At 41.4% G+C, this 21,740-nt stretch carries 17 protein-coding genes; 7 read left to right on the top strand and 10 right to left on the bottom strand.

Features of this window, described 5'->3' with window-relative positions:
- Positions 1–92 precede the first annotated feature (92 nt).
- The 3 genes from CWB80_RS15385 to CWB80_RS15375 all read left to right on the top strand — a co-directional run bounded on the left by CWB80_RS15385 (position 93) and on the right by CWB80_RS15375 (position 3,789).
- Positions 93–566, top strand: a complete 474-nt coding sequence (locus CWB80_RS15385; protein WP_138599913.1) for a VOC family protein — start codon at positions 93–95, stop codon at positions 564–566.
- Positions 567–662: 96 nt separating this feature from the next.
- Positions 663–1,976: a DASH family cryptochrome gene (locus CWB80_RS15380; protein WP_138599914.1), complete on the top strand. Its 1,314-nt coding sequence runs from the start codon at positions 663–665 to the stop codon at positions 1,974–1,976.
- Between the two features lie 130 nt (positions 1,977–2,106).
- Entirely contained in the window at positions 2,107–3,789 is a 1,683-nt protein-coding gene (locus tag CWB80_RS15375; protein WP_054551849.1) for a sensor domain-containing diguanylate cyclase, read from the top strand.
- On the opposite strand, the gene CWB80_RS15370 is transcribed toward CWB80_RS15375, so the two are convergent.
- The 8 genes from CWB80_RS15370 to fucP all read right to left on the bottom strand — a co-directional run bounded on the left by CWB80_RS15370 (position 3,775) and on the right by fucP (position 13,531).
- Positions 3,775–4,344, bottom strand: a complete 570-nt coding sequence (locus CWB80_RS15370) for a DUF2799 domain-containing protein (RefSeq protein WP_138599915.1) — start codon at positions 4,342–4,344, stop codon at positions 3,775–3,777. The two genes, CWB80_RS15375 and CWB80_RS15370, sit on opposite strands and share 15 nt — an antisense overlap.
- A gap of 115 nt (positions 4,345–4,459) precedes the next feature.
- The gene (locus tag CWB80_RS15365) at positions 4,460–6,127 is read right to left on the bottom strand and encodes an asparagine synthase (protein ID WP_138599916.1); all 1,668 of its coding nucleotides are present in this window, start codon (positions 6,125–6,127) and stop codon (positions 4,460–4,462) included.
- A gap of 112 nt (positions 6,128–6,239) precedes the next feature.
- Complete coding sequence (locus CWB80_RS15360; RefSeq protein WP_138599917.1) at positions 6,240–8,123, bottom strand: propionyl-CoA synthetase; 1,884 nt, start codon at positions 8,121–8,123, stop codon at positions 6,240–6,242.
- 160 nt (positions 8,124–8,283) lie between these two features.
- Complete coding sequence (locus tag CWB80_RS15355) at positions 8,284–10,500, bottom strand: tetratricopeptide repeat protein (RefSeq protein ID WP_138599918.1); 2,217 nt, start codon at positions 10,498–10,500, stop codon at positions 8,284–8,286.
- Positions 10,500–11,258, bottom strand: coding sequence for a substrate-binding periplasmic protein (locus CWB80_RS15350; RefSeq protein WP_138599919.1), 759 nt, complete (start codon positions 11,256–11,258; stop codon positions 10,500–10,502). Before CWB80_RS15350 ends, CWB80_RS15355 begins: the two co-directional genes overlap by 1 nt.
- 84 nt (positions 11,259–11,342) lie before the next feature.
- Entirely contained in the window at positions 11,343–11,723 is a 381-nt protein-coding gene (locus CWB80_RS15345) for a hypothetical protein (RefSeq protein WP_138599920.1), read from the bottom strand.
- Complete coding sequence (locus CWB80_RS15340) at positions 11,723–12,103, bottom strand: hypothetical protein (RefSeq protein ID WP_171041543.1); 381 nt, start codon at positions 12,101–12,103, stop codon at positions 11,723–11,725. Before CWB80_RS15340 ends, CWB80_RS15345 begins: the two co-directional genes overlap by 1 nt.
- Before the next feature lie 150 nt (positions 12,104–12,253).
- Positions 12,254–13,531, bottom strand: coding sequence for an L-fucose:H+ symporter permease (gene fucP / locus CWB80_RS15335; protein ID WP_138599921.1), 1,278 nt, complete (start codon positions 13,529–13,531; stop codon positions 12,254–12,256).
- A gap of 155 nt (positions 13,532–13,686) precedes the next feature.
- Here fucP and CWB80_RS15330 point away from each other — a divergent pair, with 155 nt between their 5' ends.
- Entirely contained in the window at positions 13,687–14,817 is a 1,131-nt protein-coding gene (locus CWB80_RS15330) for an ROK family transcriptional regulator (RefSeq protein WP_138599922.1), read from the top strand.
- A gap of 32 nt (positions 14,818–14,849) precedes the next feature.
- On the opposite strand, the gene CWB80_RS15325 is transcribed toward CWB80_RS15330, so the two are convergent.
- Both CWB80_RS15325 and CWB80_RS15320 read right to left on the bottom strand, forming a co-directional pair.
- Positions 14,850–16,889, bottom strand: coding sequence for a S9 family peptidase (locus CWB80_RS15325; RefSeq protein ID WP_138599923.1), 2,040 nt, complete (start codon positions 16,887–16,889; stop codon positions 14,850–14,852).
- A gap of 141 nt (positions 16,890–17,030) precedes the next feature.
- Positions 17,031–18,263 carry a TMEM143 family protein gene (locus CWB80_RS15320; RefSeq protein ID WP_138599948.1) on the bottom strand — a complete coding sequence of 411 codons (1,233 nt, stop codon included), beginning with the start codon at positions 18,261–18,263 and terminating at the stop codon, positions 17,031–17,033.
- 236 nt (positions 18,264–18,499) lie between these two features.
- Here CWB80_RS15320 and CWB80_RS15315 point away from each other — a divergent pair, with 236 nt between their 5' ends.
- The 3 genes from CWB80_RS15315 to CWB80_RS15305 all read left to right on the top strand — a co-directional run bounded on the left by CWB80_RS15315 (position 18,500) and on the right by CWB80_RS15305 (position 21,733).
- Positions 18,500–19,408 (top strand): GGDEF domain-containing protein, encoded by a 909-nt coding sequence (locus CWB80_RS15315; protein WP_138599924.1) that lies wholly within the window; start codon positions 18,500–18,502, stop codon positions 19,406–19,408.
- Positions 19,409–19,467: 59 nt separating this feature from the next.
- Positions 19,468–20,052 carry a YqaA family protein gene (locus tag CWB80_RS15310; RefSeq protein ID WP_138599925.1) on the top strand — a complete coding sequence of 195 codons (585 nt, stop codon included), beginning with the start codon at positions 19,468–19,470 and terminating at the stop codon, positions 20,050–20,052.
- 94 nt (positions 20,053–20,146) lie between these two features.
- On the top strand, positions 20,147–21,733 hold the full coding sequence (locus tag CWB80_RS15305; protein WP_138599926.1) for an L-lactate permease: 1,587 nt from the start codon (positions 20,147–20,149) through the stop codon (positions 21,731–21,733).
- Positions 21,734–21,740: the final 7 nt, after the last annotated feature.

Genomic DNA, 21,740 nt, shown 5'->3' with positions numbered 1-21,740 from the left:
GAAATATTTCGCTGGCGTTTTTATCATTAGATTAGTGAAATTAGCTACAACTGCTACCTTTATAACTCACACATTTAACGTTGAGGTGTAACATGGCTGTTTCTGCAATCCCAAAAGGTTACCATGCGGTAACCCCGTATTTGGTTATTGAAGGTGCTACTAAGGCGATAGAGTTCTACAAACAAGCTTTTGCTGCTGAACTTGTAATTCAAATGCCTCTGCCTGATGGTGGGGTGGCACATGCTGAAATAAAAATAGCCGACTCTCATATTATGCTTTCTGATAATTGCCCTGATGTGCAATTTAAGTCGCCGCAACAACTTGGCGGTACGCCGGTGAGCATTATGCTGTATGTTGAAGATGTCGATGCTGTTTTTGCTAAAGCCTTATCGCTTGGGGCGAAAGAGCTGCGTCCAGTACATGACCAATTTTATGGCGATAGGTCAGGGACTCTAGAAGACCCTTTTGGCCATATTTGGACTATAGGTACACACAAAGAAGACCTCAGTGAGCAAGAGCTTATGCAGCGCATGAGCGAGCTTATGAGTAAAGAGCAAGATGCTTAATACCTATCTGCAAATTATAGTTAATCATTTTGTTCTGATATTTAAATCCGGATAAGAAGGGTATTCGTATGTATGTTAAAACATATGAGTTATCCCATGAAAAAACGAGTTTTATATTGGCTACAAAATGATTTACGCCTAGCTGATAATGAAATTTTATCTGAATTAGCAGATTTTGCTGGCGAGCTTGATTTAGTGTTTGTGATTGAACCGCGTTGGTTTAGGCAAACTAATTACCAACAGAAGCCATATGGGGAACATAAGTACAACTTTTTACTTGAGAGCCTATCTGCATTTGCAAACGCAGTTGAGAATCTTGGCCAAACACTTCATGTGATCACAGGTGAGCCTGAGTATGTAATCAGCCAGCGTTTGCAAAAGTATAATATTGAAACATTGGTTTGTACCGAGCAAGTTGGCGTTTATGAGCAAAAACAGCTCGAAAAAATTAAAGCTTTATGCCCTCAAGCTGCCGTGAAAACTTATCAGCAAGATACCTTGTTTAAAGCAGCGGACTTACCTTTTCAGCTTGATGAATTACCAAAAAATTTTACCGCCTTTCGAAAAAAGGTAGAAGCTGAGCCAACCTTTATAGCTGCACCGCGACCTGCGGTCAGCCGATTACCTCACCCAGTACAGTTATGCGCTGAACACAATATTGCTGACGTAGTTACCCAGTCAGCTAGCTTCAAAGGAGGTTTATTTGCAGCTCAGCAACATTGCAGTGCGTACTTTTCCTCAAAAGCACCAAGCAGCTATAAAGAGACTCGCAATGAGTTAGATGGCTTTAGCAACAGCACTAAGTTTAGTGTTTGGCTTGCTGGAGGCACAATTAGTGCTAAACAACTGTATAACGAAGTTGAAAAATATGAGCATCAAAACGGTGCAAATGAGTCGAGCTATTGGATAAAGTTTGAATTGCTATGGCGCGAATATTTCAAATGGCATGCACTGCAAGCGGGAGCAAAGCTTTTTTTATTCAAAGGTCAAAAGCAAAATGCGCCGCTAACAACGTTTAACAGCCAGCGTTTCACTGCTTGGTGTAATGGCTGCACTCCATTTCCATTGGTAAATGCGATAATGCATGAACTCAACACAACAGGCTTTATATCTAACCGCTCGCGGCAGATTGCAGCAAGCTGTTTGGTTAATGAGTTAGCTCTTGATTGGCGCTATGGTGCAGCTTACTTCGAACAGCAACTTATTGATCATGATGTGGCTGCAAATTGGGGCAATTGGCAATATATTGCGGGTGTCGGTGTCGACCCTAGAGGTGGGCGTCACTTTCATATCAATAAGCAAACAGCGCTTTATGATCCTTTGTCACGTTACATTCGCAAATGGAATGGCGAGCAAACGACCACAACGCTTTTTGACTCGGTTGATGAGGTTGACTGGCCGTCAAGGTGAAAAATACCAATCCGCAATAAATCTGTAAGAGTATATTTATTTGATTATATTTTAGTATTTTTTGCCTTTTTAACTAAAATAATGAATAAGACTTAATTGTTTATCATTAGGCTAGTTATTAAGGCAGATTATGGCATTTAGTGAAGCTTACAATGAACTAAAGTCGCAGCTAGGACTAGATATTGCACAGTTGCTTCTCGAAAGTGGTGATGTGGGAGTTTGGCTCTGGAATGTGCAAACAGGCGAAACAATTTTTAATGATAAATGGGCAGATATCATTGGCTATTCTCTGTGCGAACTAGAACCCGTTTCAATTGATACTTGGCTTACCTTTGCTCACCCTGAAGACTTAGTGAAATCTGAGCAATTATTAAATGAGCACTTCGAAGGTGAATCAGCGCGATATGTCTGTGAAGCGCGTATGAAACATAAACGAGGCCACTGGGTTAAAGTGCTTGATAAAGGCCAAGTACAAACGTGGGATAAAAACGGTAACCCAGAATGGATGGTTGGAATACATATTGATATTACGGAACAATGGCAAAAAGAACGCGAAATTGAATTCCTACATCAAGAACTAAAAAAGTTCACTGATAACCTCCCAGGCTTTGTTTATCAATATGTAATAGACAATAAAGATGAAGCATTTTTCCCATTTGCTACATCAAAAGTATTTGATATCTATGGCTGCTCTCCCAAAGATATTGAGTCATCAGCAGATAGAGTTATGCAAGCGATACATCAAGATGATCTGGAACGTATTGTACGAAGTATTGAGCATTCACGTGCAGAGCTAACTGATTGGTGTGAAGTGTTTCGCGTTAACCACCCCAAAAAAGGACAGATCTGGATTTCGGCAAAATCATCTCCTATAGCCCGAGCTGATGGCAGTGTAGAATGGAATGGTTATTCTGAGGATGTTACAGAGGAAGTTAAAAGTAATGAGAGAATTAAACTATTAACGGCTGTTTTTTCTACAACTAGCCGGGGGATTCTGATCACCACCGCTGAGTCTGTGATTGTTGATGTAAATCCTGCTTTTGAGCAAATAACAGGGTTTAAGAAGCATGAGGTAATAGGTAAAAAGCCTTCAATACTTTCTGCAAAGAAGCAACCAGATGAGTTTTATCAACAAATGTGGACTGAGTTGCTCGATAAAGGCTGTTGGCAAGGAGAGGTATGGAATAAGCGAAAGTCCGGAGAGGTGTTTCCTGAGCAATTATCCATAGATGCACTGTATGATGAAAATGGCTTAGTTTCTCATTATATCGGTGCATTTGATGATATCTCTTCGGCGGTAGAAAAGCGCCAGCTTCTCAATGAGCTAGTTAATCAAGATCCACTTACTAAGCTATTGAATCGCAGAGGACTCGATATTCAATTGCGTGCTTTCTCACAAAGAACGCCAGCAGAGCATAACCAATTTGCATTGATCTATCTTGATCTTGATAATTTCAAACTCGTTAATGATACATATGGTCATGAACAGGGTGATAATTTGTTACTGGACATTAGTCAGCAATTGCGTTTACAAATGAGAGATAAAGATGTGCTATCGCGCATTGGTGGTGATGAGTTTGTTATTGTTTTACCTTCATTAACAAAGGCTAGTTTGTGCCAAGATATAGCGCTACGATGTCAGCAGGCGGTTAAAAAAGTAGCGCAAGATTATGAAACGGTTCAGCCGGTAAGTGCGAGTTTTGGTATCGCCATGTATCCTTTACACGGACACAGTGCAAAGGAACTTTTGGCCATCGCTGATAAACAAATGTATGAAATGAAATTGGCTCTAAAGGTCTCACCACTCGGTTGATATTTCAACACTAGGCAGTTTATTCAAAAGCGGAAGTAATGCGCGTTCTTTGCGCAAATCTTTACGCTCGTTTTCTAAATCTTTGCGTTCTCGATAAAGTTCTTTTTGCTGAGTATTATTAAGTTGGTTACTGTTAAGCTCGCCACGAATATCTTTTAATCGACGGTCGATATCGTCAATGCGATTATCAATATAACTCAGTCTTTGTTGCACTTGATATCTATCGTTACCTTCTTGCCATGCTTTACGAAACGCTGTGCTATTACAGACACCATTGTATGACGTGCCTTGCATGCCTAACGTAAAGCCATTTTCCGGTTCACAGTATGTAGCGAGGCCCTGATCGTATCCCACTTTATATTTAGCAATGTCAGCATTTACACCATACTCACTGCATTGTGATAGTGCATCTATGCCATCGCGATACTCAGTGCCATCTGCACCATGTTTATAACCAATACCATGCCAGTCAGCTTGTAAACATTCATTTTTGCTAACCGAGGTGCAGCCTGCTAATACGATTAGTGGCAGTAGAGGAAGAGTCCATTTTCTCATTAAAATCTCAGCTTATGATATTAATAACTTAATAGATTCTAGCCCGAAAAGTTCGTTGTTAGAAAGCTGTTTTTACTTCAAAGCAGTTAATTCAAAATGATGGCCTGAACTTCATTCACCATTGGCAGAATTTCTGAGCAACACGTAAATTAGGCTGAACATTCTTTAAATGAGTTAACTGTAAGATGCAAAGTAAAGTGAAATGGCAGCGCTTTATCAATAAATGGCGGTCAAAAAACATAATTTTAAACCATAGCTTTAATAGTTCTGTGGGCGACATAAGTTTTGCGCTATTCAATTGCCATTGGGTTTGATGCTTGACGGTTATTGGGCAAGGCAAGTGTCCTGGGTAAGTTTGCCAAGGCGCAAGTAAAGCTCGTGGGTAATCGGTTTTTAACCATCGTTGATAAAAACGGTGTTTGCGAACGTACTCCACCGGTAAACCCAACGGATACTGTAGGACCTTCCACGAATAAAATGGATGGAAAAACTCCATTTTAAATTCGCAAACCTGCTCGTTAGGAACACTCAAATGGTGGTGTTGATCGTTAAGCAGCAAGAATAATTGAAATGCTTTTTCAAGTGGTAATTCAGCGAGTGGTTCGAAGCTAATTTTTAAGTTAGCTATCAGTTTTTGTTGTAATTGTTCAGCATTATGAACAACTGACTTAGGTAAAAAAGCGTATTGTTGTTTGAGGTAAGCACTGATTAGTTTATCTAAGTTGTTTTCTTTTGCTGCAGCATAAATTTCATCACCGTAATAAATAAGCCCGATCCCAACACTACCGCCATTTCCTGACCAGCTTATTTGTGGTCTGCATACGTTAGTGAAATCTTGATGTTTCGCTTTACGCCAATATTTGCCAAGGCGCTGTTCGACAGATAGCCGCTGGGTGTCTGAAACTTGTATTACTTCTAATGGTACTGCATTTTGTGATGCATATTGTTTAGCACAAAATAGATCTTGGCTATCAGATTGCGAAAAGTTAAACGACTTCAATTGCACGCCTTGGCGCAATAACTCACTGTTAATAAGCCTAGAGTCTAAACCGCCAGACAAAGTGCTAAGAATTGTTTTATCTTTATGTTTTGCCTTTGCAACTAAAGTTTTAAAAGCCTTTGAGATCCCTTCAATTGCATCTGGTGCAACGAGCTTTTGTTTTGCAAGTGATACCCAATCAAAATATCTTTTTCTAGTTACACCCTGTTTTGCATTAAAGCATAGCATTTCACTTGGGTATGAGCATTTTACGTCTTTAAACGGCGTATGATCTAAAAGAGGATACCCAAGCACGGCAAGCTCAGTTAAGGCATCCGGATTGTTCTGTAGTTGGATATCCAACTGCTTGAATAAATTAAGGTTAGTGGAAAATAGTAAACCATACTGTGTTTGTAAGGTATAAAAAGGTTTTAATCCAAGTGGATCAGTCGCTAATGTTAGGCGCTGGCTCTGCAGATCAAATTGACAAAAGCTAAATACTCCTTCGCATTGCTGTAAAGAAAAGTCGAGAGACTCGCAGCCCGCAAGTGTAATTAGGTCCTGTGTTCTAGAGCTTGATATGAGAGGGTGTCCAATGAGTGTTGCAATTTGCGACTCAGTTCGCAACCAGCTCGCCTGCTTATAGGCATCAAAATCATACTGAAAAATGGCTCCATACTCGCAATTAAAAAAACGAACATGTTCTTTTTCATAGTTACTAAATACATTAGCTAGTTGATTTATATACTTAAAGTCAGTTTTATCTGAATCATTGAATTGGAAATAACCTGCAATAATAGCCATGTTAACCACCTTTTCGTTTGCTAACTTATTAGTAAAGTTGCAAGCCACAGGCCAAAACGAATAAAGGCCTTAAACAAGGCCTTTGGTAACATTACAAAATTACAAACGCAGATCAGCGATTGTTAAGTTGTTGGTTGATTTCATCAAATATACTCGCATCATCAATGGTAGATGGAATTTGTAGTTCTTCACCATCGACCAATTGGCGTAAGTTCTTTCTGAGTATTTTTCCTGAACGGGTTTTTGGTAGGCGCTCAACATGCAAAACATTCTTTAAACAGGCAATGGCACCAATTTGATGCCTTACAGAATGGACTAGCTGTTGCTCGACTTCTTTGCTATCGCCAAGGTAATCGTCTTTGAGCACTATCATCGCCATAGGTAATTGCCCTTTGAGTGCATCGTTAACGCCAAATACTGCACATTCAGCAATAGCAGGGTGGGCTGCAACAATTTCTTCCATTTCACCGGTTGATAAGCGATGACCCGCAACGTTAATTACATCGTCGGTACGACCCATAATAAATAGATAACCATCGTCATCAATATAGCCGCCATCACCAGAAAGGTAGTAGCCCGGATACTCGCTTAAATAACCCGCTTGAAAGCGTTCATTGTTTTGCCAAATTGTTGGTAAGCAGCCAGGAGGTAAAGGCAGTTTAATTACCACCGCACCATTTTCGTTTGCTGAGCACTGCTGCCCATTCATATCAAGAATTTGTACATCAAAGCCCGGTGTTGGCACTGTTGAGCTACCCGCCTTAGTGGCAAGCTGTTCAATACCAATTGGATTACACGCAATGGCCCAACCTGTTTCTGTTTGCCACCAATGGTCAAGTACGGGCAAGCCGGTGTTGTCTTTTAGCCATTCATAAGTGGGAGGATCTAGGCGTTCACCGGCCAAGAATAAACGTTTTAAACTCGAAGTATCGTATTGTTTAAAGCCCTCGGCGGTAGGGTCTTCTTTTTTAATAGCGCGAAACGCAGTAGGAGCACTGAATAAGGCGGTGACTTTATAATCTTCTACAACACGCCAAAACGCACTGGCATCAGGGGTTCTTATGGGTTTGCCTTCATAAAGTACGGTAGCGCAGCGATAAATAAGCGGTGCATATACAATGTATGAGTGACCTACCACCCAGCCAATATCAGAAGCAGCCCAAAATACTTCGCCGGGTTTCATGCCATACACGGTCTCCATGCTGTAATGCATTGCAACAGCGTGACCACCGTTTTCTCGAACCACCCCTTTAGGTGTGCCTGTGGTGCCTGAGGTGTAAAGAATATAAAGCGGGTCGTCACCTGCAACCGGCACGGCATCGACTGAACTTGCTGCATCAGAGGCTGATTGCCAATCGATGTCTCGGCCATCTTGCATCTCGGCAATGGCTTGCTCACGCTGAAAGACAATACAGTGTTCAACAGTATGCTGGGCGTTTTCGAGTGCTTCATCAAGCAGTGGTTTATATTCAATCACATGATTGATTTCGACCCCGCAAGACGCAGTAAGCACAAGCTTAGGCTTTGCATCATCAATACGCACCGCGAGTTCGTGCGGTGCAAAACCACCAAATACAACGGAGTGAATGGCACCAAGGCGAGCACACGCTAGCATACCAATAACCGCTTGTGGGATCATTGGCATATAAATGATTACACGGTCACCTTTGCTTACGCCAAGGGATTGCATGAGTCCTGCAAATTTAGCAACTTGAGTTTGTAACTCGCCATAAGTGTATTGTTGTTTAGTATTGGTAACAGGGGAGTCGTAAATTAGTGCAGTTTGGTCGCCATAGCCTGCTTCGACATGTTGGTCGAGGGCTAGATAACAAGTGTTTAGTTGACCATCGGCAAACCAATGGTAAAAATCATTATCGTCATATTGATAAGGGGCACTTGGCTCTTTAAACCAAGGAATTCGTTTACTTTGCTCAAGCCAAAACTGACCCGGATCGCGCTGGAACTGTTGGTATTGTTGTTGATATTCGCCCGCCATTGTGAGGCTCCTATACTTTTTAGTGAGAGATTTGTACAACGTACTAAAAAATATAGGGCGGTTTTTGATTAAATAATATGCGACCTTGGTCGGCATTAATGGGGCTAAATGTCGTGAAATCGCCCTGTTTAGGGGCGATTTCAGGGAATCGAGATGCTAATTAAACCTGTTGTTCACTAATAAGCGGTAAGCAAATGAGGATCTTAACGCCACCTAACTCACTGTGCTCAGCCTTGATAGTACCTTTGTGCGTTTCTATTAGGCTTTTACAAATCGCCAGTCCTAGGCCTGAGCCACCCGTTTGGCGGCTACGTGATTTATCAACGCGGTATAAACGTTCGAATATTTCAACTAACTGATTGTCGGTCACACCGGGTGGGGTATCTTCAATACTAAAAGTAATACTCTGCGCTGAGGCTGTCGCTATAAATTTAATTTTGCCCGGTTTATCAGTATAAAAGGTACTGTTTGATAAAAGATTAGCCAGTACTTGCTTAATTTTATCGATATCCCATGTCACCTTTATATCAGCAGTAACATGAATGTCACTGGTAAATTCAAAGCCTTTGCTTTGTACAAAAGCAGCAAAGTCTTGCTGCCAAACGGATAATACATCAGCAAGTAAATAGGGTTTTAGGTTTAGGTATAGGCTATCTGAGTCTGCTTGTGCTAGTTGGTGGATATCACGGATCAGTACATTGATATCGGTTAGCTTTCGATTAATTGCATCGTAAGAGGCATCAACGTCTTTTGCGATATTGTATTGCAATGCTTCAACTTGCAATTGTAGCGCTGTGAGTGGTGTGCGAATTTCATGGGATACATCGGCTAGTAAGCGGTTCTTCTTATCAACGACTTCTTGTAATAGTTGTGCTCGCTCGCTGGCAAGTTTACGCGTTTTAAATGAGCGGTAACCAAAGCCTGATATCAATAAAATCACACAGCTTAGGCCGAGTAACCAGGCTTTAAATTGCCATTCACTTTCGCTTAGTTGTGCTGCTTGAATTTGTTTATCTGCACTTAATTGGTTTATTTCTTGCTGATTTCGCATAAAGGCGACTTGGCTTTGCATCGCGGCCACAGTTAAGTCGTGCTGATTTTTACCCGTTTTATTTTCAAGGGTTTGATAGCGGCTTTGCGATTCAAATGCCTGTTTATAAAGTTGTAATGCAAGGTAAGAGTCAGTGAGTAATTTATTTAAGCTAATTTGATCTTCGACATCTTGTAACTCATTAGCCTGGTTTAAGGCCTGTTCTGCGGTTTTAATTGCTTTTGCATGGTCATTAAGAGCTTGATAGATACGTGTTTGGGTGATCGCTAAAGACACTAAATGGGAGCGAAAATTAAAGTCAGTGGCGATTGCCATGGCGCGATCAATATAGGCTTGCGCTTCACTAATGTTATTTTGTTTTAGAGCAATTAACGCCATTAAATTATATGAACGGCACAATCCTGTGTTTGAAGATGAGGGTAGATAATAGCTAATCGACTTTTCTGCATAGTCTGTGGCTGTTGTAAGCTCACCTTGTTTTAGCGCTGCATAGCCGACCTTCATGGCACTATTACCGATGTCGACTTTAGAGCCAATTTCTAAATCCAGAACGTGCGACATTTTAAAGTGCTTTAACGATTGGGCACTGTCGCCCATACGGCGATAAACTTCGCCAATTTCATAAAGTGCATCAGCAATGCCTTTTTTATCGTCAAGTTTTTGATGTAAAGAAAACGACAAAGTAAGATTGGCTAGTGCGTCGTGGTGGTCACCAATAATTGCTTCAATAATACCTAAGTTCTGCAATGCAGAGGCATAAGATTTATCGTCATCAAACTCTTGTAAAATATTGACTGCTTTTTGTGCTTCATTGAGGGCAGCTATGTACTTATCTTGCCAGCGCAAAATGGCTGCTAATCGCTCATAGGACTGGGCAATCAGCACTGAGTTATTTATCTGTTTGGCAATGGATAATGCATCGCGGTAGTGTTGCTCTGCCTTAAGAAAGTTACTTTTTCTGCCTTGTGCGTAACCTTGAATAAGCATTGCTCGTACTGTTACTGACTGGTTATTGTGCTTTTCCCCGTAATCAAGCAGCTGCTCTGCATAGCTAAGAGCTTGGTCATAATCGCCACTGCCCATATTCATAAATGCCAGCGATTCGAATGCCTCTTGTATGATGTTAGGTTCATTGGAAAGGGTCGAGTCGTTAGTTAATTGCTCAAATATTTTAGTGGCTTGGTTTGGATTACTGTTACGTAACAATTGTGCTTCGTTAAGCTTCTCTAAGGCTTGTTCAGGGGTAATAGCAAGGGTATTTAGCGATAAGCAGCTAAGCAAAATAGCTAAAGCTAAGCCTTTGTAAGATGATTGCGTGTTTTTCATTATAATCTAGGTAAAGGCAGATGCCATTTTTGTAAAATTGCTTGGTATTGACCGTTTTGTTTCAATGCTTTTATGGCATCACTCAATTGCATAGCAAGTTGCTTGTCCAATTTTAGATTCGCGGCTAAATAAAGGCCTGATGGGTAGTCGTCTAAGTGGAGGCTCTTATTAATGTCATTAGGGAGAACTCCTGATAACGCGAGTTCGTTTTGTAAGGTAAGCGTGTTGGTTAGTACAAAATCAATTCGTCCTTTCTCTAGCATTTGCCAAAGTTGATGGTAATGACTGACCAGCACCAAATTTTTATTTTCATTAAAGCCGGCTTGTTTCAAATAATGTTCACTTGAATAGCCACGAATTGTTGCCACACGATATTTCTTTGCTTGTTTTAAGCTTTTTATTTCGTGGTTTTGTTTGGCAAGCCCAACTAAATAAGCATCGGCAAAATAGGTTTGTGCTAGCCATTGGAATTTATATTCACGAGACTCATTTTTTAGCAATGAAATCATCAATATGCTTGGGTCATTTTGAAACTCATGAAAAGCTCGGGCCATTGGCATAATTGAGAATTCGCCAGCGATGTTTGTTTTCGCTAGGGCAGACTTTATCACTTCAACAAGCGCACCATCGGCTTTACCTTGCTGATTTTTAAAATGGTATGGGGGTAAATCTTCGGCAATAAAGGTCAGTGTTTTCGCCGTCGTAGCACTACTGATAAAGCAGAAGATAATAACAATCAGCAATGAACGAAGAAGCATAAAGAACCTACACCTTTAAACATGTTGTTAACATAGTAATGAATATTAATAAAAAGGTATAGGTTTTTAATCGGTGAGTCGGAATTAGTTGTTCTTTTTGCTTCGTGGCGCACCGAGTAAAATACCGATGTGGCAAACACAGACAGATAAAAACGCACTCAACCCTAATGCACCGCCATAGCCATGTAAGCGCGGCACGAGGTACTCAAACAATAAAGCAAATAGTAATGACGCAATGGCTAATGTAAAAATGCCAAAGCGTTTTGGTGCGCTCATACCGATGAAAGTACCGCCGAAAAATGCCACGCTGTATAGCTCAACATCAACGGGAAATAGACTCAAAATTGCAAATGCAATAATGCTGGTGGCCGCTGATGCGCGAATGCCGTCGAAGCGATTATGATGTGCTAAAAAGTAGGTTGAGTAAGCACCAAATAACGCTGTTATCGCAATAAATATATTCATCAAAAAATCCCTTTTGCAAGCATATAAAGCGCCACACTGGCAAAAGCCACACTACCAAGTCGGCCGCCAAAACCTGCAAATAGATTCATAGTCAAAATATAAAGGCTGGCACCGATCAATGAAATAAGACTTAGCTCCCAATAACTGTTTATTAAACTTGAAGAGCACATGCCAGCAAAGCTACCAGCGTAAATGGCCGCATAAGGGTGTGATTTTAACGTTCTTGAAAAAGGTAAAAACGTACCGATTAAGCCTGTCGCAGCAGCGGCTACAACAATAGGAACACGAAAATATTCGTGTAAGACGAAACAGATAAAGCAGCCAAAAAAGAAACAAATATACTTTATTAAAAAAAACCGAAAGTGCTCAAAGCTACTCATGTTTTTAAGCTTTGCTGTGTAATTTAAGATAAAAAGCTTAAGTGATTTCATACTCACTTATATGTAGTTAGAAAGATAGTGATTTTCACATTATCTAACCACAAAGTACAATTATAAAAGGCATCTGACTTTGCAAGATGCCTTTAAAAATTATGATTGCTGGTGTCGTGGTGACCTAATGCTGTGGTGCCCATAAAGAGATACGATAAGAAAACATCCAAGTGGTACAACAAACGAAACCGCAGTGTTAAAAGCATCTATGGTTGCGGCTTGGATCAGAGGTAAAAATGCGCCCCCTAAAATTGCCATGACTAAACCAGCTGCACCAACTTTTGCATCTTCACCCAGGCCTTCAAGTGCTGTGCCGTAAATGGTTGGAAACATCAAAGATAGACAGCTTGAAATAGCTACAAGTGCGACTACGCCCATTAAATTCACTTGTGTGGTAACAATAAAACAAAGCACGGCTGCAACTAAAGCCATAAAACGCAGTAATTTAGCGCCGCTAATAAAGCGCATTAGCCATGTCATAATGAAACGAGATACTAAAAACACCAACATCGAATATTGTAAGACTTGGCCGCCGGTAACTTCTGTAGTGTTAAGTGCTTCCATGGTGTAGCCAATGGTGTAGGTCCATACACAGGTTTGCGCGCCAACATTAAAAAATTGTGCCAGCACACCAAATCGATAATGCTTGTTTTGATACAAATGTTGAAAGGTCTTTTTAAGTTTACGCGGCTGCGATGTTACTTTTGTTTCTGTTGCAGGAGAGCGGCTAAAGAAGATACATAGCCATAGTAAGATTAAGCAACAGGCCATACCCACATACGGCACCATCACAGCATCGAGCTCTGCACTCACAACGGTTTTTAATTGCGCTTCACTCATCAGGGCACGGCTTGCGCTATCAGCTTGATTTAAGTTCGGTAAGATCAACGTCGCCGCTAAAAACACACCAATATTAGTCCCAACAGGGTTAAATGCTTGCGCGAGGTTAAGTCTGCGGGTTGCTGTTTGCTCGCATCCTAACTGCATGACGTAGGGATTGGCAGAGGTTTCTAAAATAGACAAACCACCAGCAAGAATAAACAAGGCCAATAAAAAGTGGCTATAGAGCATGGTTTGACTAGCAGGGTAAAACAATAAGGCACCACAAGCGGCCATGGCTAAACCCACTAACAGCCCTGTTTTATAATTAAACCGTCTATTGATCATGGCCGCCGGTAAAGCTAAGCAAAAATACGCGCCGTAATAACTAAACTGCACCAGTGCTGATTGCAACGCACTCATAGAAAATGTTTTGCTAAAAACTTTCACTAATGGGTCTGTCATATTGGCCGCAGTACCCCAAGCAGCAAAGCAAATCGTAAGCAGAATAAAAGGCCAAAGCATTTGGCGCGATACAATAGCGGACTGTGTTTGCATAGTTCACCAGGTTAATGTGTTCATATTGTTGTGGCCGACAGTATTCACGACTATAAATAATAAATCAACCTAGTTGATTTATTATTTTGACTGGTAGATAGTACTGCAAACAGGTCTAATAGGCCGCTTATCAAGCTTGTATCAAGAAGGATGTTATGAAGAGCAGTTTATCGCGAGCACCAAGAAGCAATAACGAGCGCGCAATCTTAAGTTTAATTAGGCAACAGCAAAGCATGCCTAAAGCACAAATAGCAAAAGCGTTAGCCTTGTCTGCTCAGGCGGCAACAGTGAATATTAATAAGCTTGAAGAAGATAAGCTGTTGCTTCGTGATGCACCTGTTAAAGGGCGAGTAGGGCAGCCAAGTGTGCCGTTTAGGCTCAACCCAGATGGTGCATTTAGTTTTGGTTTGAAAATCGGGCGACGACGCTTTGACCTGATACTCGTTGACTTACAAAGCACGCAAAGGACGTCTGTATCTGTTGAGGTGCATGAAGCATCGGTTGAAGAGCTTAAATCATTTTTAGAAACACATATCCCAAAGCTAATCAGTCAATTAGAGCCTGAGCTGCGCTCACATGTGTGTGGGCTTGGGGTCGCTATGCCGTTTGATATTTGGCAATGGCAAGCCGCTTCAGGCTCAGCAACCAGTACACTTAGTCAGTGGCAAAACTTTGACTTAAAAGGTTACTTAGAAAGCCAGTTCCAGCTCCCTGTTTATATTAGTAACGACAATAACGCTGCCTGCTGTGCAGAGCTAAGCCTTGGTAACCCTAATAACTACAGCGATTTTTTGTATGTTTATTTGGGGGCTTTTTTAGGTGGGGCTGTGGTGATTAACCATCAGCTTCTCGAAGGTAAAAGTGGTAATGCCGGTGCTATAGGCTCAATGCTAAACACTGATCGTGAACAGTTACTTAGCCAATGTTCATTACTTTCACTGCAAAGCGAGTTTGATAAGCTGCAGTTGGGTATTTCTGTGTATGAGCTGACAGACAGTCAGTTTACAGCGCATAATCGACTCGTTCAGCCTTGGCTTGAAAAAGCCGCTGAGGCTATCAGTATTGCCATGCATAACAGTTTAAGTTTATTAGATATGCAAGCTGTGATTATTGATTCGCCGTTACCGAGTAAAGCACTTGAACAGCTCAAGCAGTTATCAATTGCCGCATTTGCACGTTTAGATAATCGTGGGTTACGTAGCTGTGATGTGAGCTTAGGTGTGTGCGGAGAAAAAGCGCAGTCGATAGGGTCTGCCCAACTTGCGCTTAGCCATCATTACTTTTAAGAGGAGTGAGCATCTCACTCCTGCTTAATTCATTACTTCTGATATTGTTTGAACCACGCAAGCGTGTATTCAATTTTCGAAATCATACGTGATGGACGACCCGCAATACCATGGGGTGAGCCCGGTACACGAATAAGCACGGTATCTACCTTTTGCAGTTTTAATGCTTGATAGAATTGCTCTGATTCTGAAATTGGCGTACGGCGGTCTTCTTCACCTGTCATGATCAATGATGGCGTGGTGACGTTACCTACTAATGAAAGTGGCGAACGTTTCCAGTAGTGCTCAACATTATCCCAAGGCATGCCAGGGAATTGGTTACGAATTTGACCAATATAGCTGTCAGCTGAAAGCGTTTTACTTAACCAGTTGATCACAGGCTTGGTAATTGCCGCAGCGTTGAAGCGGTTTGTTAAACCAACCGCATAAGCCGTTGCAATACCACCTGCTGAACCACCCGCAATAAATAGGTTATCTTTGTCGATAAAGCCTTTAGCAATCATGGCATCAACTGCTGAGTTGTGGTCAGCAAAGTCTTCTTCTGAACTGTATTTACCATCTAGCAGTAGTGCAAAGTCTTTACCGTAACTTGTTGAACCACGGTAATTCACATACACAACCACATAACCTTCAGCGGCATAACGTTGTAATTCAGCAGTAAAGCTTGGGCCATAGGCTAGGTGTGGGCCACCGTGAATTTCAACCATTAATGGGTATTGTTTGTTTTCATCAAAATCAGGTGGCGTAATGTACCAACCTTGAATAGCTTGGCCATCGAACTGTGACTTAACATTTAGTTCATGCACTTTACCAAGCTTTTTATGGCCTAACACATCTTCATTTAATGAAGTTAGCGTTTTACTTTTACCCTTGTATAGGTAGCCTAAATCAGCTGGACGGTACTCGCTGCCTGTGGTGTACGCAATAGCGCCATTATTGGCCATGCTGAAACTACCACTGATATACGGACGACCAATTGAAGTGCCCGATACCGTATCCGTTAAGTCAGTGACCTTACCGCGGCTGTTTACTTTAGCAAGCTTACGCTTACCAAAATCATCGTACTGAATAACAAAGTCGCCGTCGCCTGACCACTTATAATCAGCCACTGAACGGTCTAATTTTTCAGTAATATGCTTGATTGATTTATCGTCTAAATCGAGCATAGATAGTGTTGAGTTAATGTAAGGCACAGGGGCGTTGTCACGCGCAACAAAGGCTAGTTCATCACCGTCTTCAGCGTAACGCGGGTTACTTTCACGGCCCGGTAAATCAGTTAGTTGCGTAAGCTCACCTGATTTTACATTGATTTCATAGAGGTCTGACTCAGTTGTGCGATATTCCCACTCATCATTGCGATCAGCAGAAAAAGCCAGTTTTGTGTTGCTTGGATCCCATGCCAGTGGGCCATAATGCTGATAATCACCCGATGTTAATTGGCGTGGTGTGCCACCCGAAACCGGAATAACAAAAACGTGACGATATGAAGGCTCTAAAAAGCCAGCGCCATCAGCTTGATAGCGTGCTTTTTCAAACACTCTCACTGGTTTTGACCACTCAGCGCCTTTTGGTTTTTTCGGTAATTTGACTGATTTAGCGAACGCAGATTTACCTTCAGGAATGCTCATAGTGAAAGCAATTTGTGCAGAGTCATTCGACCACGTTAAGTTTCGTACTGATTTTGGTAGTTGCGTTAATAATGCTTGTTTATCTTGCGCTAACCAGTAAACGTGAAGTTGATTTGAGCCGCTTGAATTGCTGGTAAAGGCAATTTTCTTGCTATCTGGAGACCAAGTGGGTTGGCTGTAGTTATGCTCATCAGAAAACAGCGGCGTGTGTTGACCTGACTTTATATCGTACAGCCAAAAGCTACGCTTGTTACCATCTTTCATGATGTCGTAGCCGCTGCGCACATAAACGATTTTTTTACCGTCAGGGCTTATTTGTGGGTCGCCTGCGTATTCAAGTTGAAAAATATCTTCAGAGACAAACTTGTCGTTAGCATATACTTGAGCCGTCGTTGCTGCGCACAGCAAACTTGCTCCAATAAGAATTGTTTTTTTTAATTGCATGGAATGGTCTTTTTTTAGCCGTAAAATTTTATCCTAAAAGCAGAGCATTCGCTGCGCAAGCACATTGAGATAAAGTTGCATTTACCCCAGTTGAATTGACTCGAAGTTAATGTGTACTTGCTAGTAGCTGATTTTAAAGGCTTAGGCAAACTTAAAATAGTCATCCCAACGACTATCTAAGCGCTGTTTGGCCTTATCTAAATCAACCGCTGTATAAACGTTATTTTGTTGATGAACCAGCTCAAGCCTTACTAGCTTGTCTAAAGCATCATCAATTTCAAAGTCAAGCTGGCAATGATGCTGCGCGTTAAACCACTGTTCAATTTGACTATCTAATTGCTGTGCAGTCATCGCTGATTCGCTTTTTAGTAAAAAGGTGTAGGCAAGTAGCGCTTCTTTAACATCTTCTTCTTCAGCTGCATCGACTAGGGTATGAAAAACCCCGGCGTTGTTATCGAGGTTTTTAAAATACAAGTTGTCGGCTAATGCTTTCATAAAACGAATTTTACGGTTTTTAAACTTGCTCCATTCTTTAAAAATAAAGCTGCCAAATACCCCCATGCCGATTGCAAAGGTAATAAAGTGTTGCTGACTCATATGCACTTCTTCACTACGCCAACCACCCCAAAAGGCAATCATAGCAATCAGGAGCAAAATTGACGCACCTAATTTTGTGACCAATACCACAGCACCACCAATCAGGGCAGATGAACCAATAATTAGTTTATCTATCGGGCGCATTTTTACTTCGCTATTCGGAAACAGCATTTCTAAATCGGCTTTTGGCACATTCTGGAATAATTTAACGATGGTTGAGTTTGGCTCAAAGCCTACCGGCATTTTGCCTTTTTCTAAAAAGTACTGCTCGTCTTTAAAGCGGATGAATATGGCAACGCGGTCATAGTTAGTAAACTGAATCTGCTTTTTCTTAAGCCCCCAAAAACTGCGTAGCGTCTCGGTTTTTTGCGATTCGCCGCGACGGTAAAAGACCACTTCTGCAAAGTCATCAAACTCAACGGCTAAACGTACTTTAAATAAAGACTCTTCATTCAGTGCATCTTGTAAGTCTTGATTGGTAATGGTTTCAAAATTGGCAGCATTGAGTACAGTGGCAAACTCTTTTGCAAAGGCAGATTGGTAGCTGGCACGTTGCTCGTTGGTAATCGGTGTTAGCGTTCGGGTATCGCTATTTGGGTCAAATGGCGCATAGTTATTTTTTAAAGACTCCAGCAGCTCGTGATATTGATAATGAGTCACGCTTTGCAAAAGTGTAGCAAACTCCATAAACGAAGCTGATTGCGGCTCACCTAAATAGGCTTGGCAAAGGTTGATGATGTCGTGTTTTCGAAATGGAATAAATCGTGCTTCGCTCATTGATTCTTGCTGTGTCATTTAAATTGTCAGCGATAATAAAAAAATAACGACAAAATTGCGACCGTTAGTGGCAAATGGCATGAACTTAGACTTTTTTACTGACTAAAACGGCTTATGTTTAGAATATTTACTCCAGTAAAAACGCTGGTTTTTCCCCTTTATAGTGGCTTTATCATGCACTTTTAAATTTGCTTTGCTAATGTTTAATTCATTGCAGCAAGTTGTCGTGATTAATTATGAATAAGCAAGCACCCCCTCCAGAAGTAAAGGCTGAGTTAAATTCAGTACCTCTTGTAGTAAAGCAATTCTTTATTAGCTTTTTTGTTGTCGTTTTATTGATGATAGTCGTGACTTATTTGTATAACTTTAATCGGCTTGAAAGTGATGTTTACTTAAATGGTGTGCTCAGTGATGCTATTAATTTGCTCATTTTGATTTGTATTTTTGCGTTTGTGCAAACCTCGGTGGTTGCTAAGCGCAGTTACTTATTTTTAAGTGTGGGTATCTTCCTTTGGAGCGTCGGACTTACATTTGATTTTTTAGATGAGCTGGTGTTCCAACCAATCTGGATCGGCATTTATATCGAAGATATTACCCGCACCTTAGGGATGCTTATCACTGGGTTTGGTCTTTATTTAGCGCTTACTGATTTAGCTAAAACCCGAGAGCAGCTCGAAGAAGAGCTAAAAACCGATGTATTAACAAAGGCGTACAATCGTCGTTATTTTTACCATTATGTGCAGCAAAACCAAAGTAAACCACATAGTTTAGTGATCGCCGATATTGATCATTTTAAGGCGATTAATGATGAATATGGTCATGATGTAGGCGATCAGGTATTGATAGACTTTGTTTATCAGTGTCACCAAGCATTAGGAGAAGACGTTCTATTTGCGCGAATTGGTGGTGAGGAGTTTGCAATGTATGTTGCCACAGATGATGCAGATGAATTACATGCTACCTGCGAGCAACTGCTGAGCCTGGCCAGTAATGTGATGGTGACACCGAGTAAAACGCTCAGCGTGAGTGTTGGTTCAGCGATCAAACGTGCTACTGAGACCTTTAGTAGTACCTTGAAACGTGCTGATCAAGCGCTTTATTTGGCTAAAAATCAGGGTCGTAGTCGCTATGTTCATAAACCGTAAGGGACGGTTAAGACTTTTTGTTGTAACCTAAAATGCAACAAAACGATTAAGGATGAATAATGGCGATTGCAAAAAAGCTTAAGCAAAAAACACGGCAGTTTATTGACTCAAAACATATGCTTAAATCGGTTACGGTGGCATCATTTTTAGAGTCAACCATAGTGCCTATTCCTCTTGAAGCTGTGCTTATTCCGTTAATGCAAGCCCGCCGTGAAAAGCTTTGGTTAATTGCCTTAATGGCGACCATAGGTTGTATAATCGGTGCTATTTTTGGCTATGCCCTCGGCTATTATCTATTTGATGTAGTGGGCGATTGGGTGATTAATACCTTCTCAAACCCTGAGCAATTCGAGCAAGTTAAGCAAAAAATGCAGGCACAAGGCTTTTGGTTTGTATTGACGCTCGGTATTGTGCCCATCCCATTTCAAATTGCCATGCTTGCCGCTGGGGCTACTAAGTATTCGATTTTTCTATTTTTACTGGCAACGGTCATTGCGCGTTCAATTCGCTACTTTGCTCTAGCTGCCGTTGTTTATTACGCGGGTAATCAGGCTGAGCGAATTATTCAAAAGCACAAAACCAAAGCCTTAGTGGCTATTTCTGTGTTAGTACTGTTACTTTGGTGGCTAAGTACGCTCATTTAATACACTCATTTAACAAATAAAAAATACTGATTAGGGTTATCCTGTCTATACTTTTAATTAAGGAAAGCGCTTAATAAAAACAACAGGATGACCCATGAATACCCTAGTGGCTGCACTGCCTATTTTGGTGCTGATCTGGATGATGGTAAAAAGCAGCCCCATCGCCTCTTATATTGCCTTACCCATAACAGCGCTACTCGCTGCTTTACTGCAACTGTTTTACTTTCAAGCTGATTTAAGGCTGTTGCTTGCTAATTCGTTTGCTGGTGTATTGTCTGTTATGACGCCTATTTCGATTATTGCTGGGGCTATTTTACTTAACCGCATGTTGGCAATATCAGGGGCCGAAACCACGATTAAACACTGGCTCGAATCTATTAGCAGTAATCAAGTTGCACAGTTGATGATCATTGGTTGGGCATTTGCATTTATGCTCGAAGGTGCATCGGGATTTGGCACGCCTGCGGCCATCGCTGCGCCTATTTTGGTCGGGCTTGGTTTCTCGCCTTTTAAAGTGATTATTTTCACTCTTATTTTAAACTCGATCCCCGTATCTTTTGGTGCAGTTGGCACACCAACATGGTTTGGCTTTTCAGCGCTACAATTAGATGATGGGCAAGTGCTGGCTCTCTCAAGATGGACGGCGCTTTGTCATGTTGTTGCTGCTTTGGTTATTCCTATGATTGCGCTGTGTCTTGTTTTGCCATTAAAAAAGGTGCGTCAAAATAGCATATTCATTTATTTAAGTGTGTTTTCATGTGTCTTACCTTATTGGTTGTTTGCCCAGTGGAACTATGAGTTTCCATCACTGATTGGTGGTGCGGTGGGGCTATTAGTTACTATCTATTTAGCAAGTCGGGGAGTGGGGTTAGATAAGTCAGCTGTAAATGCACAAAGCACGAAAGGCAAAGCTGAGCTCACACCCAAAGCGCTATTTTTAGCATTATTCCCGTTATTACTTTTGATTGTTGTGCTGGTGATAACCCGTATTCATCAGTTGGGCATTAAAGCATTGCTTAACGACGAAACGCTCTGGCTGAGTATTCATTTGGGCTTTGCACAATTTGAATTAAGCAAAGCGCTGATCTTATCTTTACATGAGATATTTGGCACCTCAGTGGGGTGGTCGTATAAAACCTTGTTTGTACCAGCGTTGATCCCGTTTGTATTGGTGGTGCTGATCTGCGTGCCGTTACTTAAAATGAGCAAGCCACAAGTAAAGCAAATGTGCTCCGACACCTTAGGCCGTATAGCTATGCCATGTATTGCTTTGATCGGGGCGCTGGTGATGGTGAATGTTTTAATGCAAGGCGGCCATAATGCGCCCATATTTTATATGGCGAGCACCTTTGCAGATTTAAGCGGTGAGCACTGGGTGTTATTTGCCTCATACTTGGGGGCACTCGGCACTTTCTTTTCAGGTTCGGCAACCGTATCTAATCTTACCTTTGGCGGTATTCAATATGGTATTGCACAGCAAGTGGGCTTGTCAGAAACCTTAGTGCTTGCGTTGCAATCAACGGGGGCGGCGATGGGGAATATGATCTGCATTAGCAATATTATTGCTGTAGCCAGTATTGTTGGAGTGAATAATCAAGAAGGGCCCGTGCTTAAGAAAACCTTTTTGCCTATGCTAATTTACGGTGCAATAGTTGGGTGTTTTAGTTATCTATTTTACTGATTAAACA

Source organism: Pseudoalteromonas sp. S1650, assembly GCF_005887195.1.
Lineage (GTDB): Bacteria > Pseudomonadota > Gammaproteobacteria > Enterobacterales > Alteromonadaceae > Pseudoalteromonas > Pseudoalteromonas simplex.
Note: the sequence above shows the minus strand (reverse complement) of the source record. Positions and strands in the feature narration are given on the sequence as shown.